This is a genomic window from Nostoc sp., from assembly GCF_036917435.1.
Classification (GTDB): Bacteria; Cyanobacteriota; Cyanobacteriia; order Cyanobacteriales; family Nostocaceae; genus Nostoc.
Map to the genome: position 1 here is coordinate 40,336 of NZ_JBALDM010000058.1, position 16,740 is coordinate 57,075.

The window sequence follows — 16,740 nt, forward strand, 5'->3', positions numbered from 1 at the left end:
AGCCGGAGGTAGGGTGAGGTTTTATATTTAATTTGACCAACTTAGTTAACAAATATAGCGGTTCCCATTCAGATACAGTACAACATTAATCGCTAAGTGTAAGGGCACAGCACTGCTGTGCCCCTACGGGTGTATTTCACTCAACCGAGAACCGCTATAACAAATGACAAATAACAAAGGACAAAAATATATGGTAAATGCTGCTCAAGCACGTCAGACAAAAGAGCGATTCGCCCAACCAGAAGAAAAACTCACTTATGAATTGGGGAAAGCGGTACAGGAATTGCCACCCCTGTATACGAGATTATTAGCGGGAACAATGAGCTTGATTGTATTTGGGGCGATCGCTTGGGCGTATTTCTCGCAAATCGATGAAGTAGCAACAGCGCCAGGGGAATTAATTGCTTCCACCCAGGTAAGACCGGTGACATCTTTGGGTGGGGGGTCAATTGTCGCTGTTAAAGTACAAGAAGGCGATCGCGTTACTAAGGGTCAAATTCTGATTCAAAAAGATCCAGACTTGCAAAAAAGCGACGTTTCCCGCCTAGCCAAATCTACTAAATTGATTCAAGACGATTTACAACGTTTGGATGCAGAACGTGTTGGCGGTAAAACTACTGGGACAAAACTACAAGATGAACTTTTAACCTCACGCCTACAAGACTATCAAGCGCGTCAAGCAGGGGCGGAAGCAGAAGCAAATCGCCAAATCGCACTTATCAATCAAGCCAAGGTTCGCTTGACTCGGTTGCAAGACAACTTAGTTAATGCTAGAAGCAGCTTTGCGAATGCTCAAACCAACCTTGTCAACGCAGATAGCATCCGAATTAAAATTGAAAGCAATTTGGCTCTCGCAGAAGAAAGGGAAAAAAGCTTACGCACCCTAATTACTCCTGGTGCTGTACCTCGTGTTGATTACTTGGATGCTCAAGAAAAATTAACTCGTGCAAAGACAGAAATTACCAGAGCGCAAGATGAAGTGACTAACGCCCAGAATAGAATAACAGAAGCTCAAGATAAAGCCACGTCATTAGAAAAAGATATTGCTGCCCAAGCCCAAGAAATTCGCCAAGCAGAACAAGCTTACAAGGCTGCCCGCAGTCAGTCCCAGCGCATATCATCAGAACGCCAAAGTGAAATTTTAACGCAGTTTAACAAGCGTAAAGAAGAACTGACAACTGCTCTAGGTCAATTAGAGCAGGCGAGGAAGCAGCAATCTTTGGCAACTATTGAGGCTCCCGTTGCTGGTACGATTTACAGAGTCAAAGCTACTAAAGGCCCAGTCCAATCCGGTGAAGAATTGGTATCAATTTTGCCAGAAGGCGAAGAAATGCTTCTAGAGGTGAAAGTTCTCAACCGCGATATTGGGTTTATTCGTCAAGGAATGAAAGCAAAAGTGAAAATGGCGACTTTCCCCTTCCAAGAATTTGGGATTGTGGATGGCGAAGTCATGCAAGTCAGTCCGAATGCAATTGTTGATAAAGAATTGGGTTTAGTTTTCCCTACAAGAATTAAGCTAAATAAACATTCAGTTAATGTGCGTGGTCAAGAGGTAGAATTTACACCGGGTATGTCTGCTACAGGTGAAATTGTCACTCGTAAAAAGTCAATTTTGACATTCATTACTGAGCCTGTGACACGGCGCTTCAACGAGGCATTTTCGGTTAGGTAAGTTTGTAGCCTATCTTATTTTGATAGCTATTTTAGTTTAAAGTTGATACCAATAGATTGGTAGGTTAATACAGATATGTTAACCTACTAAAAATCGTTATATAGCGGTTCTCAGTTGAGTGAGGTACTCAAGTTACCCACCCCCACCCCCCTCCCGGCAAGCGAGGAGGAGGCTATGAAGTATCTGATGTAATTAAGAAACGCTATAATTTTCAACCAAGACCAAAGTATTTTCTATACTGCTCAATTTGTTTTTGAAATCCCTTTAATAGGCTGCCATAATCAATATTATTTCCATCTTCATTATTGCTATCCAGATTGATAATGCTCATGATGTTTTCATAGTTTTGGGATTGCGACCATAATTCTAGATTGGCTAATCCATTATTTCCCTCAGATGGTGTCAAATATTTTGCCATTTCTGTGATTGCCCCACCTATTAGAGGATCAGAATTATTTAAACTAGTGGTAGTTTCTGGTGTGAGATATTTTGTCGTTTCTGTAATTGCCTTACCTATTAGAGAAACGACATCAGAATTATTTAAACTAGTGGTAGTTTCTGGTGTGAGATATTTTGCCGTTTCTGTAATTGCCTTACTTATTAGAGAAACAACATCAGAATTATTTAAACTAGTAGTAGTTTCTGGTGTGAGATATTTTGCCGTTTCTGTGATTGCCTTACCTATTAGAGAAACGACATCAGAATTATTTAAACTAGAACTTGTCTGTGATGTTAGATAATTTTGCGTCTGTCCATAGATGTGTAGCACATTATCGTTAGATGTCACCTGACTCGCTAGAGAACTGACATTAGAAATCTTTAAACTAGAGTTTGTACTTTGTGATTTATTTGCTGTGTCTGCGTAGCTTGTTGTAGAAATAACCTGACTCGCCACAGAACTGACATTAGAAACATTTAAACTAGAGTTTGTACTTTGTGTACTATTTCCTGCGGTTTCTGTGACAATCTGACGGACTTGGGCATCAGTCAAATTGTGGTTAGCACTAAGCATTAGGGCAACTACACCGGCAACGTGGGGAGCAGCCATAGAAGTGCCGCTATAAGTGGCATATTCATTATTTGGAACTGATGAATAGACCTTGACTCCTGGAGCAGTGACATAAGCGATTTCATCGGTTCCAGAGCGGTTAGAGAAGTCGGCCATTTTATTATTTTTGTCTACTGCTCCAACAGCAATTCCCGACTTTGATGCATAGCGGGCGGGATAGTCTGGTGATGAGTCACCATCATTACCTGCTGCCATGACAACAATTACTCCTTTGCTGCTGGCATAGTTAATCGCTGACTCTAGAGTATTATTGTTAGAGCCGCCACCTAAACTGAGATTAATCACATTAGCTCCGTTATCCGCAGCGTAGCGAATACCTTTAGCTATGGAACTATAGGAACCAGAGCCAGAGTCATCTAAAACTTTGACAGGCATAATTTTGGCATTGTATGCAATACCAGTGACACCGTAGTTATTATTTTCTCCTGCGATCGTGCCGGAAACATGAGTACCATGACCGTTGTTATCTAGGGTGTTGTTATTTTTATCCGCAAAGTTCCAGCCGTAAGTATCATCAACATAGCCATTACCATCATCATCTATACCGTTGCCTGGAATTTCCTTGGTATTTGTCCAGATATTATTTTTTAAATCTTCGTGGTTGTAGTCAACCCCAGTATCTACAACAGCAACAACAACGCCTTTACCTGTGTATCCGTGTGCCCAGACTTCTGGTGCTTTAACAAGGTCTGCTCCCCAATTATTGCCACCAAGATTGGCAACATCAGCAAAGGTATTCTGATTAGTAGCTTTAGCCACTGCTGCTGCTGCATTAATTAGGCCATAGCCATTGGTGGAGTTATAACTCTCTGTGCTAAAAGTATTAGTAGTAGCATTACTGCTGTTTTTGGAGTCATCATTATTTAGCAACTGCACATCAGAATCGGCTGACTTGTAGCTACTATGTCCGCTTAAGTTCAGGCTGGAGTTATCCTTAGTATTAAATGTATCTGATGAAGAAGTTGGAGTGATATTCAACCCTTTATTAGTAGAAAGCAAATTGTTATTATCATTGAGCATAAGTATTTTTTCTCAAAATTAGCAATGTTTTTTAACAGCCAAAATTGTTAAAGTTTTTGTCAAGCAAAAACTTTAATGTGTAAATTAAGCTGTATTGTTAATAATTACTATGAAATTTCAGAATAAAATGCTAATTATATTACCAAAAAAATAGAATGATAATTATGCTTTTGGTGCAGAGCTACACCGATTTTTCTATCAAATTAGGTATCATCCGAATGATTAAGAAAAACCGCAGAGACACTGATGCCAATTCTGTATGAAGATGCGCCAAACTATATGAGGAAGGAACCGCAAAGAACGCAAAGCACACAAAGAAAGAAATAAGAAGCCAAGAAAATTTGGCGCAGCCTCACAAAGAAATGGTATGAGGGCACAGAGTGATAAGAAAGAGCAATGATTCTGATATAAACGGATTTTATATTACATATTTAGAATACGATTAATTATAAAATAAACGGCAGAATGAGTGGCGTTTGCTGCTCATTCTGCCTCCTACAGGAATTCTATTTTACTTCTGAAAACAGTACTAATCTTATTAAATGTTTGTTTGCTGCCGTTGATATAGTGACCAATACAAACCCTTTTGTTGCAACAACTCTGAGTGAGTACCACGTTCGGCAATTACGCCTTGCTCTAATACTAAAATCAAATCTGCACGTTTGAGAGGGGCAAAGCGGTGAGCAATAAGAAACACGGTACGGTTAGCGGAAACTTTTTGCAGATTTTGTAGTACTTGTTGTTCAGTTTCACTATCCAAAGCGCTGGTAGCTTCATCTAAAACTAAAATTGGTGCTTGGGAAAGAAATAATCTTGCTAGGGCAATACGTTGTCTTTGTCCACCAGATAAAGCGGTACCGCGTTCACCTACATTGGTTTCGTAACCGTAAGGTAATTGACTGATGAAGTCGTGTGCTACTGCCAGTCTTGCCGCTTCTACCACTTGCTCTGAGGTAATGTCAGGAGTACCGAGAGTGATATTTTCCAAAATGGAACCGTTGAATAAAAAGTCTTCTTGGAGAACTACACTAACTTGTTGCCGCAGTGAGGCTAAATCGGCACTTTTAATATCAAAACCATCAATAAGGATGCGTCCTGATTCAATTTGGTAGAGGCGTTGCAATAGCTTAGATAGGGTACTTTTACCAGAACCGCTACGTCCGACAATGCCAACAAATTGCCCTGGTTCGACATTAAAAGAGATTCCGCGCAGAATTGCTTCAAAGTTCGGGCGGTAGCGGAAAAATACTTGCTCGAAGGTGACTTGTCCTTTTAGGGGTGGTAAAACTAGACCGGTTCCTAGTTCAGCTTCTGGGGAGACGTTGAGAATATCACCAATGCGATCTACAGAAAGTAGCACTTGTTGGAGGGTTTGCCATAACTGTACTAAGCGCAAAAGTGGGCCTGTGACTCTACCAGATAGCATTTGAAAGGCAATTAGCTGTCCAATTGTGAGCTTTTGTTCGATGACTAATTTGGCTCCAAACCAGAGAATCAGCATGGTGGAAAAATTGGTGAGGAAGTCACCGATATTGCTGCTGATATTGGAGGTAGTAGAGGCTTTAAAACCTGTGCGGATGAAGCGAGCAAATAAGCCTTCCCAGCGATCGCGGGCGACTGGTTCTGCTGCATGGGCTTTAACTGAATGAATCGCGGTGATTGTCTCTACTAGAAACGATTGACTATCAGCACTCCGGTTAAAGGTTTCGTTGAGCCAGTTACGCAAAATTGGTGTTGCAACTATCGTCAAAGTCGCAAACAGTGGCAATACTGCTAAAGCTACAAAGGTGAGTGGGACGTTATAGTAAAACATCAATGCTAGATACACCACAGCAAAGATGCTATCTAGAATCACAGTTAATGCTGTACCTGTGAGAAACTGACGAATTTGTTCGAGTTCTTGAACTCGTGCTACTGTGTCGCCGACGCGCCGCGACTCAAAATAAGCCAAAGGCAGCCGCATTAAGTGGCGAAATAGCTGTGCTGATAAACTTAAATCCAGACGACGGGCTGTATGGGTAAAGATGAATAGGCGCAGGATGCCAAGTATGGATTCAAATATGGCTACGCATAAAAGTGCGATCGCCATCACATCAAGAGTCGGCAAACTCCCTTGCACCATCACTTTATCAATGACGACTTGGGTAATTAGCGGTGTTGTTAACCCCAAAAGCTGTAAGGTAAAAGATGCTAATAATACCTCTGTTAGCAATTTCTTATACTTCCAAACTGCTGGAGTGAACCAACTGAGGTTAAACTTTTCTTGCCGGGATATGAGTTCTACTTGCCACAATCGCCCATCCCAAGATGCCTCAACTATCGACTGCGGTAAGCTTTCACAAATGCGATCGGGGTTTAGAGGGTTAGCGATAATTAAGCGATCGCCTTTAACTCCATAAGCTACTACCCAAGATGGACTCTGGGGTGAGTCAGAATTCCACAACAGTAAAGCTGGAAATGATAACTGTCGCAACTCTCCCCAACTCACTTGTAAGCGCCGCAATACTAACCCTAGCTTTTCTCCTGCTTCTACAACTTGTTTTGGATGTTGTCCTCTGAGTTGACGCTGCACCCATTCCAGTTGCACAGAATTTTCTAGTTGTTGCGCCACCATTGTTAAACAAGCAGCAGCAGTGTTCCAGCTAGCAACAAACGGATAGTTTGAGACGATTAAATTGGCGGCTGGGAGTTTTCTTTGCGGTTGAATGCTGTGAGGGCTGGAAGTCCCCTCTGAGGCTGCCGATAGTGAAGGAGTGGAAGAGAAGGAAAATGCCTCCCTTTCTCCCTCTATACCCACTGGAAATACTTGCCAAAATTCTTGAATTTGTGGGTTAGAAAATTCTGTCCACAGGGCTGAATCCCAATATACTACTACTACTTCTTTGCTAGCAGCTACAGCTTTAAATTCCGCAGACAGCTTTTGTAAATCACCAAACCAATCCCCCACATCTAGGGCGGCTAAAGGTTTACCAATGCCCTCTTCGCGTAAGCGAACTTTTCCAGCCACAATTAAGTATTGGTAACGCCCAACATCGTTTGACCAAATTTTTTCTCCCAGACGATAATGACGGGTTTCGCACTCATTTTCTAATTGGGATTTTTGTTCGGGAGTTAGCCAGCATAGTGGTGGCTGACTCCAAGGCAAAGAAGCTAGAACTTTTAACCGTAAAGATTCATTATCCAGAATATTTAACTCACTTGTAATTTGACTGTCAGTTTTTGAATTTTCTCTGCTAGCCATTTTTCAAATAACTCATTTTGTAATGCAAGATTTAGTTGAGTATCTTCTAAAGACGCTGGCAGAAATTGTTCTACTCGAAACAAACCATAAGGTCCTTCTCCTTGGGGAGAGTCTTTGCCAACGATTTCTATTGGTCCTATTAATTGTCCAGGACTCGCCACATCAATAGCTGCCCGTAATATATCCGGCATATTTCCTCGGCTGACTATTCCCATCATGCCGTTCACAATTCGGTCATCTGAAAGTGAATACTCTTTAGCTAGTTGCTCAAAACTACCTCCTTCTTCAATTTGGGTTTGTAATTCGTCTGCCAATTCTCGATTATCAACAACTATCCGAGAAAGTACTACACGATCCAAAAAGATTTTACGTTCAATAAAATATTCTTGGATTTTTGCTTGTGTCACTACGGCTTTCAGCTTTTCTAACTTGTACCCAAAAGTCACCGATGTGTGAAAGGTAGCGTAATCTGTGTTATTGGTCTTTAACCATTCTTGAAAACTTTGGGGGTCAGTAAGTTGATTTTTTAGTCTAAAGTCAATAATGGCCTGTTCGGTTATTGCTGTACCAATTTCAATATCGTCTCGTGTTCGGATTTCTGACTCAATTACGTGCTGACGGAGAATATCCCCAATGAACTGCCCCAATTTTCCAGAGGCTTGCAGGTACTTTACAGCTTCCTCAATAGAAATTATTTGGTCATTAATTGTCAAAAATGATAAAGATTCCATGAATTAATTATGTGAAAATGGTTAAACGCTTATAGGACTTTTAAATTAAATCACATAGAAATTATTTGGTCATTAATTGTCAAAAATGATAAAGATTTGATGAACTAATTACATCCAAATGGTCAAAAATTTATATAGCTAGTAAATATACAATAATTTCCCATGATTATGTTTACAGTCTAGCGGGGGCAAAACAGGATTTTAAATATCAGATGCTGGTGTAGTAGTCAAGCAGATTGCTTTTGCTTCTTTTCTACTACTGCCCCGCTACCGCTAATAAAAAAGAGGAACTGTTTTGTTTTGCCCAATGCCCAATGCCCAATGCCCAATTCCCAACCTACTTAATGATATTTACCCATGTCCAGGAAAGTAGCACAGATGCGATCGCACCGATTAATGTATTAAAAATATTTACTACTTCATTGGTCAGCCAATTATACTTAGATTGCAGTGTTGCGCCAATTACACTTTCTACGTTAGTGGCAATGAATGCTGCCAGCACACACCAAGCGACTCCTAATAAATCGATTAAACCAACTGCCCAACCAACAAATGCGATCGCAACAGAAGCCACAATCCCGGCTAAAGTTCCCTCTAAGCTTATCGCTCCTTCTGTACCGCGAGGTACTGGTTTGAGTGTGGTAATGAGAAAAGTGCTTTTACCATAAGCTTTACCAACTTCGCTAGCAGTGGTATCAGCCAGTTTGGTACTGAAACTCGCCACATAGCCAAGCAATAATAGAGACTGGGGATTGGGGACTAGGGATTGGGGACTAAGTACAAGAAATCCTGAATTTATTATCCCTACTCCCAAGGCACACAAGGCCCCTGTCAAAGCGGAACCCCAAACATTCTCTGGCCCCCTTGCCCCAGAACGTTTTTCGGCAATTCCTTCAGCTTCTTTCTGCGCCATCCCAATGCGGGTAACGCCAGAACCAACCAGGAAATAGAACATTACTACTACATATCCTTGCCAGCCTAAAGTTACCCAAATTAGGATGGCTAGAAACCAGGCATGAAACGATCCCGCAGGGGTAAGCAGCTTTTTCGGAGCAATCCAAGCTAAACCCAATAGAATTGTGTTTAATACTACTGCCAGCAACCAGGGATTAACAGAATCAATTAAAGATGACATCAGCAATTAATTATGAGTAATTTTGTCTGAACATCAACAGAATAACGAATTTGTCATGCTTAGTGCTTAATTTCTGAAACTTCTTCAGCTAAAGTAATATGTTTGTATTTTTAACTAAATTGCATCTGCATCACCCTCAAAGCTGAGTATAGAATTACAAACAACGTCTTACATATACAATGCAATATTGACTCAATAACGTGGATTAAACAAAATGAAAATGCAAAACTTTTGTTTAGTTGGCTAGACTCTTCGACTAAGAGATCCAAAGCATTTCATTATGGATGGTGCGTTAAGTTGCCAACATAGCATCCATAATAAAGTTGTAAACTATTAAATCTACGTTTCTGAGTATGTGCCCATACAAACATAAATTAGTATAGCTGCACAAGAGAAGGGAGTCACCTGAAAAATTGAGTGTAAATTATCTAAATGTAGGGCGAAGTCCTCAGCTACAAGGTGCAGTGGCTGAAGTGTTACTCAGTCCCTAGTTTTAGTTATAAAGGTAAAGGATATAAATTATTGTCAATTAAAACTGTGTTCAAGTTGACCACAATCAAAACTTAACAGAATTAATTGTAGACAGCATCAACAACTAATATTTTTTCCACAAGCTATGAGCCAAACTTTATTCCATCTTGCTTTCCCTGTAACTGACATTACCCAAACAAAAGCATATTACGTTGATGGCTTGGGCTGCATTCCTGGTCGTGAAAACCATCATGCGCTGATTCTCAATCTCTATGGTCATCAACTAGTAGCCCACGTCACAAAAGAACCCTTGATACCGCAAAAGGGTATCTATCCCAGACACTTTGGGCTAATTTTTACCCAAGAGCGTGACTGGCAAGAATTACTAGAAAGGGTACAACAACAACAGCTACTTTTTCATGAAGAAACCAAAAATCGCTTTGTTGGTTCTCCTCTTGAGCATCGCACTTTCTTTTTAGAAGATCCATTTTATAACCTTATGGAGTTCAAGTATTATCGTCACCCAGAGGCGATTTTTGGGAGTTACGAACATACGCAAATTGGGGATAGAACTTAAGTAATTGGGAATTGGGAATGACGCTTGATAGCGTAGCGTTAGTGACATAGGAGTGTCTGACTTGCTAACGTAATTCGTAATTTAAAGATGAATAAAGCTAGCGTGGTAAGTATTCTGGCTACTAACTGGATGCTTTTTTAAAGAAGGGTAGCTTGATAGGGTTTGTTAAAGCTGCTTTTACTGCTGCTAAACTCCTGGAGTCTGTTAGCATCCAGGGGTGTAAGGCGACGGGTATTATTACTTCGATACCTACAGGCATTTGTGAACTATTGGCTGGGACAATCATCAAATCATAAGGTGTCCAGATAGATGTAAAATCTACTTGCTCTAATATTGCTGCATCCGAATTTAAATCTTTGAGAAAAATGCTGTCGGGGCGCATTTGTATGCAACCAGGACGCTGGGAACCATAAGCAACCACAGTTCCATAATGGGGTGAAGAAATAGTGATAAACCTCTGTACGCGGTTAATTCCTCCCAGTCGCTGGATATAGTAACGGCTGACAATTCCCCCCATACTGAAGCCTACTATATCTAAGTGTTGTTCTGGTACAAAGGTGGATGTAATATAATCGGCTACCTGTTTTGCCAATTCATCAAGACCCACATCACCATTATTAGGAACCAAATCCAGGGAATATACAGACCAATCCTGTAATCTTAAGTACCCTGCCATCTTATGGAAAACTAACCCCGTATCATCAATACCATGTACCAATAACACGGCATTCCTTTGCTGATTTTCAGTATTCATTGCTAAAATATTGGCTGAATTAAGTCTGTACAAAATGTAACTGAGTACTGTTGGTATCTGCCAAAAGTCTATGACACTCCTCCCACTGGTTAAAAGTAAACCGCTTGCTTTTCTCTAATCAATAATTTTTAAACGAAGAAGTGTTAATTTTTATAAAGCTTGCTTTCAGAATCTTGCTCTTAGCTACAGTAAAATTTAATAATTAGTTCTCGGTGTATAAAGGTCGCAAGTGCTTGCATAAAGAACATTTGCCCTATAGTTTTACTACAATGTTGATTAAGCACAAACCTATAAGGGTTGTCACTCGAACAAGGTGACGCAAATCAGAAAATGTTACATTTTTTCGTAATTTTTAACAATTACGGTCGAGTTCCAAAATATAACAGGCAGGAGTAATTAGTAATGGATTTTATCAAAAAGTTATTTTCAGGTATTCTCGGTTTTATAACTGGGCTGTTACCAGGGAAGAAAAAAAGCAACGGCTACTTCTTAGAATTGGACGAAGCCAAAGATGTTGCTAAAGAAGTAGCATCGAACGCGAAGAAAGTAGCAGAGACAGTTACATCGAATGCTAAGAAATTAACGACAGCAATTGCATCAGAAGCACCAACTCAATCCAAGCCAGATTCATTGAACGGAACCAAAACCGCCGCACAGAATGGTAAGGAAAAATCAGCTAAAAATCCCAAACCAGCTGATGTTAGGCTAGTCCAGACTGCTGAGGGTCTTAAAGTTGAACCTGGCAAAAAGGAAAAAGCCGCAGCAGCCAAAGTCCTTAAAGAGGAGCCAAAAGAAACTACCTTTGCACCTAAATATCTCTCTCCTTCGGTTACTAGCTCAAATGGCCGTCGCCGTCCAGGTGCGAATATGAGTGCTTACCTAGATATGGCACTTCAGGTTAAAACACCTAACAATTGATAGATAGAAACGGGAATTTCCCGTTTCTAAAAGTTAAATGTGAATCCGCAAAGTTAAGATGACTTTGGCAGTTGTAGATGGAGGAACTCTCCAAAGTAGGAGCGATCGCTTAATTTTCTCCACTACAACTGCATCTTTTACGGTTGAGGCTTTTTCATCCAAAAGTACTTGTCCGACTCGACCTTTGTTGACGGTGAACTCAAAGACGATTTCACCACTGAAGCCGGAAGGCAGGTTTAGTTGTTGTAAGTGTTGGGTTAGGTCAGCAATTCCTATTTCATCCAAGCCTATAACGCTGATGACCTCTAACTGATGGTTAATGGCTGCGTCTGATATTTCATCTTGTTCCATCTCATCGGAATCAAAGCTATTAAGGCTAAAACAGACCTCGACTTCTTTGGCTACTGGAGATGGTGGCGATCGCCTTTTGCGGAGAAAATCTGGAGCTTCTGCTGAAGCTGATGGCATTGAGAGTGATATCTTAGGCGCAAAACCACCAGCCGGAGGACTGCCAAATACTCCTTGATAACTAACGGCTTCCGGCATTTCCACTGGTACTTGCATAGATATATATTCGCTTCCTGGTTCAACCCGCACGTCATCGCTGACAGCCACAAAAGCGGTGTATTGAGAAAGCAGTTGATAAGTTAAGGCTGTTTCTGTAACCGCTTCTACACCAGCTTTAGTTTCAAAACTTACCATTTGATTCATCAAATCTTTGATGCAAGCACGCCCCCATAACTGCGCTACAGCAATATTTCCTGTTTCTTCAAATTTGAGGTTAAATGTTTTTTCATAGTGCTTACCGCCCGCAGCAATGCCGGAAATTTGCAGATTACCGCCGACTCTATCTTGTTTGCGACCAAACAAAACTAATGGTTGTTCGCTGAATAAATCAGGCGCTATTGCTGGGTAAATGACAGGCGATTCTGTGTCACCTTGCCAAGAGATTTGAATATTTGTGAGTACGGGGTTGTTAATTTGCCTGTAAAACTTTTCGGCAACTTCTTCTGTGGGTTCATCATGACGAATAATTTGGGATATTCCCCGGCCAATTTCGGCGATACGATTCAGTAAAAAACGGTTAACTGAACTACCAACACCAAAACTATAAAGGCGATTTCCTGGTTGTAGATGCTGTTGTACCTCTGCCAAAATTTCATTTTCGTTGCCGATGTAGCCATCAGTGAGAAGTACAACACTGCGTAATCTTCCGGCTGGTGTGGGGAAATTTATGGCTGTACGAATGCCACTGAGCATTTCTGTGCTGCTATCAGCTTGTAAATTGTTAATGTAAGCGATCGCTTTGGCACGATTTTCTGCTGTATTCGGTAGAGGTTTTGGCGATAACTGCCTGACTGTATCGGAAAAATCGATAATTGTAAAAGTATCGTTGGGATTCAACCCATTAATAAATCGCCGCATCAATTCCTGACACTTCCATAACGGATCGCCAGATTGGGAACCGGAAGTATCCACCAAAAATACGACATCTTTGGCGACAATTTCATCAGGAGAATATTCTAAAGCTGGAATCAGATATATTGCAAAGTGTCCGCCGCGATCGTCAGCTTGGGTTAATACTGTGGATTGAGTTTCTTGTCCAGAAACTTGATAGCGGAGAATTAAATCTTTGTTGGGAATTGTATCTTCTCCGGCTAATTGAATCCGCACAATTTCACCTGAGTGTTCAATTTTTAATTGATGGGAAGGAGAACGTACTTCAGAAATTGCTAAACCTGCATCAATTTCGACTGTGACATTAATATTGTGACGGGTTCGCATTCCTTCTGGGACTAGAGGGGATGTAATGCGGGAAGCATCAGGAACTCGATCTGTGTCACCGCTACCATCTATGGTTGTTCCAGGAATATACCTTGGCCCCACCACCATCGGAAAAACAAATTCGTAGTTTCCCGCCTCAAATTTTAAACTTTCGGTGTAACGAATTGTGACATCAATTTGTTCGCCAGGTTTGATGTTAGCGAGAGATTGGGTAAAGATGTTGTCTCGTTCTTGTTCAAGAAGTCCAGCAGTGCGGCCTTCTTGTTTTGCCTTTTCGTAGATGGCTACAGCTTCTTCACGTTTTTTAATATTACCTTTGATGATGCGATCGCCTATTTTGATTTCCATGTCATCCACCGCAGCCTCATCGGGTAACGGAAAGACATATATTGCTTCTAAAGGCTGTGTAAATTGATTCTCAAAGCTTTGAATCACCTCAACTCGTGACAAGTTACCTGCGATTTTTGCTAAAACTTCCGTATGCTTGAGCGGAAAAACTAGCTGTTCTCCTTCAGGGGATTGGACGTACAAACCCCCTAACTGTTGGTTTTTAGAACTTACTATATTCATAGGTTTTATTGTTGATTTAACCAAGTTTCTAAATCGGCGACACTAGAAAAGTCTAGTAATGCTTCTCCTAGATTCTCTAATTGTTCAATAGATAATCCTTTAATTCTCTCGATTAATGATGAATTAATTTCACCAATCTGGCGATTGATTTGACGTGTAATCAAACGTCGTTCTCCTGACTGTATAGCTTGTTCTCTATCTCTTTGATAAAGTGGTTCTAGTCGCATAATTAACTCCCGATCATCTTCTTCTAATTGTTGATTTACTTTCAAGTTTTCGCGTAAGTTGTAAACTAATTCGAGTGTTGCTTTCTGGTAAGGATGATTTAATGGTAACGCTTGCAACTCGACAATCGCTTGTGACTGCACACTTCCCCTTCCCAAAAGCCTCAACCACAAAGTCTCCGGTGTTTGCGGTAGTTGATGTATCGCCACAATTGCTGTCCGCAAGGCATCTGGCAAAAAATGTACTCCTGATAACCAACCTGCTTTTTCAATAGTTCCAAAGCTAGACAATCTAGTTTCAGATACGGTAGGTGTAAGAACCCACAATTTAGGAATTTCTGAGTCTTGAACTTTGGTTTTATTTGCTTTAGCTTCTCGTCGCACGAGAGCCTTTATTTCTAATAATTTGAGAATACAGTCGCATATTTCATCAGTAGAAGCAGGATTGCGGAAAGGTTCCAGTATTGCGGGATGTTCAGCAACTCTTCCTAGTAAACCCAGTATTTGCAAATTAGAATTTTGCTGTTTAGAAGGAGTGAATAAAACATCTATTTCTTTAATCTCTCCTGAGACTTTCTCTGATGATTTGACCTCTCCGTAATCTTTTAGTAATTCTTCTAGATAGTCTTTGGCGAATTTGTCATGGATAAAGCGGGTCATTTTATAGTTATATACGAATTATTTAACAAGCACCAGTCCACTATATAAATGAAAAGCTGAGTCCCAATTAGTCGGTTCCCTGCGAAACAAATGAATATGAGACTTGATATTACTCAGCATTTCTGTTTGATCTAATGTTGTATCTACAAATGACGTGAAATCTGACCAAATTTTGACTTGAGGTAGTTGCTGATCAATCCAACCTGATAAACTATTCCAATTAATTCTGATTGTATTTTGGCTAGCTTGGGGAATGATTTTTAATCCTTGCTGGAATTCATAGCCGTTATCATCAAATCTGAGAATGCAACGCCTAGCTGGTAAGTGTAAATCACAAAACTGGGCATAGTCTTGTGTTTGAGTTTTCCATTCCAATTTCCGGCGGGCATCAACATCTACAACTTGTTCAAAAATTGGCAATAGTCCCACTACTTTTGCTGTGACTTCTGACCAGTCAAAGGTGAGAGAACCAAGTTGATTTGTGTCATTACGGCAAACAACAGTAGCTTGTGGAGTAGATTCTTGAAAATGTTTGACTTGATAAACTTGAATTTCCTGAATTTGAGCTATTGTTACCCAAAAGCAAGGAATACCAGCCTGCTGTAACTGTTTGCCGTAAAATTGTAGTTCTCCCACTGGGCCAGTACGATACAACCTCCAGCCACGACTTGGCAGTAATAGCCTTGCGGTGTAGGGATCTAGCTGCATAATCTCGGCGAATTTTCGAGATGCTTCTGTTTTCAGTTCATTACTGAGTGGCTCTAAAACTAGTACGCCGATTTCGGTGTTATTCGGTTCAGATTTTGCTTGGGAAATGGCTCTTTGTCTTTCTTCAAGCTCAATTTCTTGTAATCGTTGCAAACCTTGACGTGCTAGGCTCACTATTTTGGTATTTGTTGTATTTCGCAGCAGTTGGCGATAAACTTTTTCCGCATCCTGATATTTTCTAGATACTTCATACAACCGACCATGATAAAACTGCACCCAAGGATTGTCTGGCGATTCTACTAGCAGCTGTTTGAGTAATTTGGCAGCTGTTTGATAGTCTTTATGGTCAAAAGCGATCGCAACTTGCTCAATCATCACTTATAAATACACGCTGGAGTGATGTCTCACGCAAAAGTAAATTTGCGTGAGCTATAAATCATTTATACTTCACAACTTGCGGTAATTAAGGATAATGCTACTACTGGGGCTGTAACTGCTCTCAAGATGCGGCGACCAAGGGAAACAGGTTGAAATCCAACTGCGATCGCATTCTCAATTTCTTGTGTTGTCCATCCTCCCTCTGGCCCAGTAGCAATAACAATCGTTTCTTGTCCTTTGTGCTGTAAGCAATCTTTTAAATGGGGAAACTCACCACGCGCTTCACAGATATATTGCTGGCTGTTTGCAAATGATAAATGACCAATGACCAATGACAAACCAGTATTAAAAGCGACAGGTTCTAAAATTGTTGGTACAAAAGAGCGCTCTGATTGTTCGGCGGCTTCCGCAGCGATGCGCCGCCAACGTTCGAGCTTTTGAGGACTAGGATGAAGCAAAGTGCGATCGCTCAATACTGGTGCAATATAAGTTACTCCCAACTCTGTGCAACACCGCACCACTTCATCAAATCCATTGCCTTTAGGTAACGCCACCATCAAGGTAATTGATACAGGTAATTCTGTTTCCACCAAAAGCGGCTCTAAAACCTCAGCTTGTTCTCCTGCTAGCTGCGCTAACCACCATTTTCCCTTACCATCCATTGCAATAAAGCGATCGCCTTCACGCAAGCGCAACACCCGCCCTAAATAGTGTTGCTGTTCTTTTGTAAGTAAAATTTGCCCTTGTTGAAATTGGGAGGGTGCGATCGCAATTCTTTGCAGTTGAGACATTTTTCTTAATAAACTACTACCCTGCTCTAGAAATAT

The 16,740-nt window shown here is 40.8% G+C and carries 12 protein-coding genes; 3 read left to right on the plus strand and 9 right to left on the minus strand.

Going from position 1 to position 16,740, the window contains the following annotated elements:
* The first annotated feature begins 163 nt into the window (after positions 1-163).
* Entirely contained in the window at positions 164-1,672 is a 1,509-nt protein-coding gene (locus V7K98_RS27585) for an HlyD family efflux transporter periplasmic adaptor subunit (protein WP_335027798.1), read from the plus strand.
* Positions 1,673-1,883: 211 nt separating this feature from the next.
* Here the strand turns inward: V7K98_RS27585 and V7K98_RS27590 are convergent, their stop codons facing one another.
* From V7K98_RS27590 to V7K98_RS27605, 4 genes are all read right to left on the minus strand, one after another.
* A complete protein-coding gene (locus tag V7K98_RS27590) occupies positions 1,884-3,761 on the minus strand; it encodes a S8 family peptidase (protein WP_335027800.1) in 1,878 nt (625 codons plus the stop codon).
* A gap of 538 nt (positions 3,762-4,299) precedes the next feature.
* Positions 4,300-7,002, minus strand: a complete 2,703-nt coding sequence (locus tag V7K98_RS27595; RefSeq protein ID WP_335027803.1) for a type I secretion system permease/ATPase — start codon at positions 7,000-7,002, stop codon at positions 4,300-4,302.
* Positions 6,951-7,733 carry a peptidylprolyl isomerase gene (locus V7K98_RS27600; protein WP_335027805.1) on the minus strand — a complete coding sequence of 261 codons (783 nt, stop codon included), beginning with the start codon at positions 7,731-7,733 and terminating at the stop codon, positions 6,951-6,953. Before V7K98_RS27600 ends, V7K98_RS27595 begins: the two co-directional genes overlap by 52 nt.
* Before the next feature lie 337 nt (positions 7,734-8,070).
* Positions 8,071-8,868, minus strand: a complete 798-nt coding sequence (locus V7K98_RS27605; protein WP_335027807.1) for a TIGR00297 family protein — start codon at positions 8,866-8,868, stop codon at positions 8,071-8,073.
* Positions 8,869-9,484: 616 nt separating this feature from the next.
* On the opposite strand from V7K98_RS27605, the gene V7K98_RS27610 reads away from it, so the two are divergent.
* A complete protein-coding gene (locus V7K98_RS27610; protein ID WP_335027809.1) occupies positions 9,485-9,916 on the plus strand; it encodes a VOC family protein in 432 nt (143 codons plus the stop codon).
* 121 nt (positions 9,917-10,037) lie between these two features.
* On the opposite strand, the gene V7K98_RS27615 is transcribed toward V7K98_RS27610, so the two are convergent.
* Positions 10,038-10,670, minus strand: coding sequence for a lipase family alpha/beta hydrolase (locus tag V7K98_RS27615; protein WP_335027811.1), 633 nt, complete (start codon positions 10,668-10,670; stop codon positions 10,038-10,040).
* A 402-nt stretch (positions 10,671-11,072) separates the two neighbouring features.
* Between V7K98_RS27615 and V7K98_RS27620 the strand changes: the two genes are divergently transcribed.
* Complete coding sequence (locus V7K98_RS27620; protein WP_335027812.1) at positions 11,073-11,588, plus strand: hypothetical protein; 516 nt, start codon at positions 11,073-11,075, stop codon at positions 11,586-11,588.
* A 33-nt stretch (positions 11,589-11,621) separates the two neighbouring features.
* On the opposite strand, the gene V7K98_RS27625 is transcribed toward V7K98_RS27620, so the two are convergent.
* The 4 genes from V7K98_RS27625 to V7K98_RS27640 form a co-directional block, all read right to left on the minus strand.
* A complete protein-coding gene (locus V7K98_RS27625) occupies positions 11,622-13,943 on the minus strand; it encodes a VIT domain-containing protein (protein WP_335027814.1) in 2,322 nt (773 codons plus the stop codon).
* 5 nt (positions 13,944-13,948) lie between these two features.
* Positions 13,949-14,827 carry a DUF4351 domain-containing protein gene (locus V7K98_RS27630; RefSeq protein ID WP_335027816.1) on the minus strand — a complete coding sequence of 293 codons (879 nt, stop codon included), beginning with the start codon at positions 14,825-14,827 and terminating at the stop codon, positions 13,949-13,951.
* Positions 14,828-14,845: 18 nt separating this feature from the next.
* Positions 14,846-15,910, minus strand: coding sequence for a tetratricopeptide repeat protein (locus V7K98_RS27635; RefSeq protein ID WP_335027818.1), 1,065 nt, complete (start codon positions 15,908-15,910; stop codon positions 14,846-14,848).
* A 65-nt stretch (positions 15,911-15,975) separates the two neighbouring features.
* Positions 15,976-16,704 carry a 16S rRNA (uracil(1498)-N(3))-methyltransferase gene (locus tag V7K98_RS27640; RefSeq protein WP_335027821.1) on the minus strand — a complete coding sequence of 243 codons (729 nt, stop codon included), beginning with the start codon at positions 16,702-16,704 and terminating at the stop codon, positions 15,976-15,978.
* Positions 16,705-16,740 lie beyond the last annotated feature (36 nt).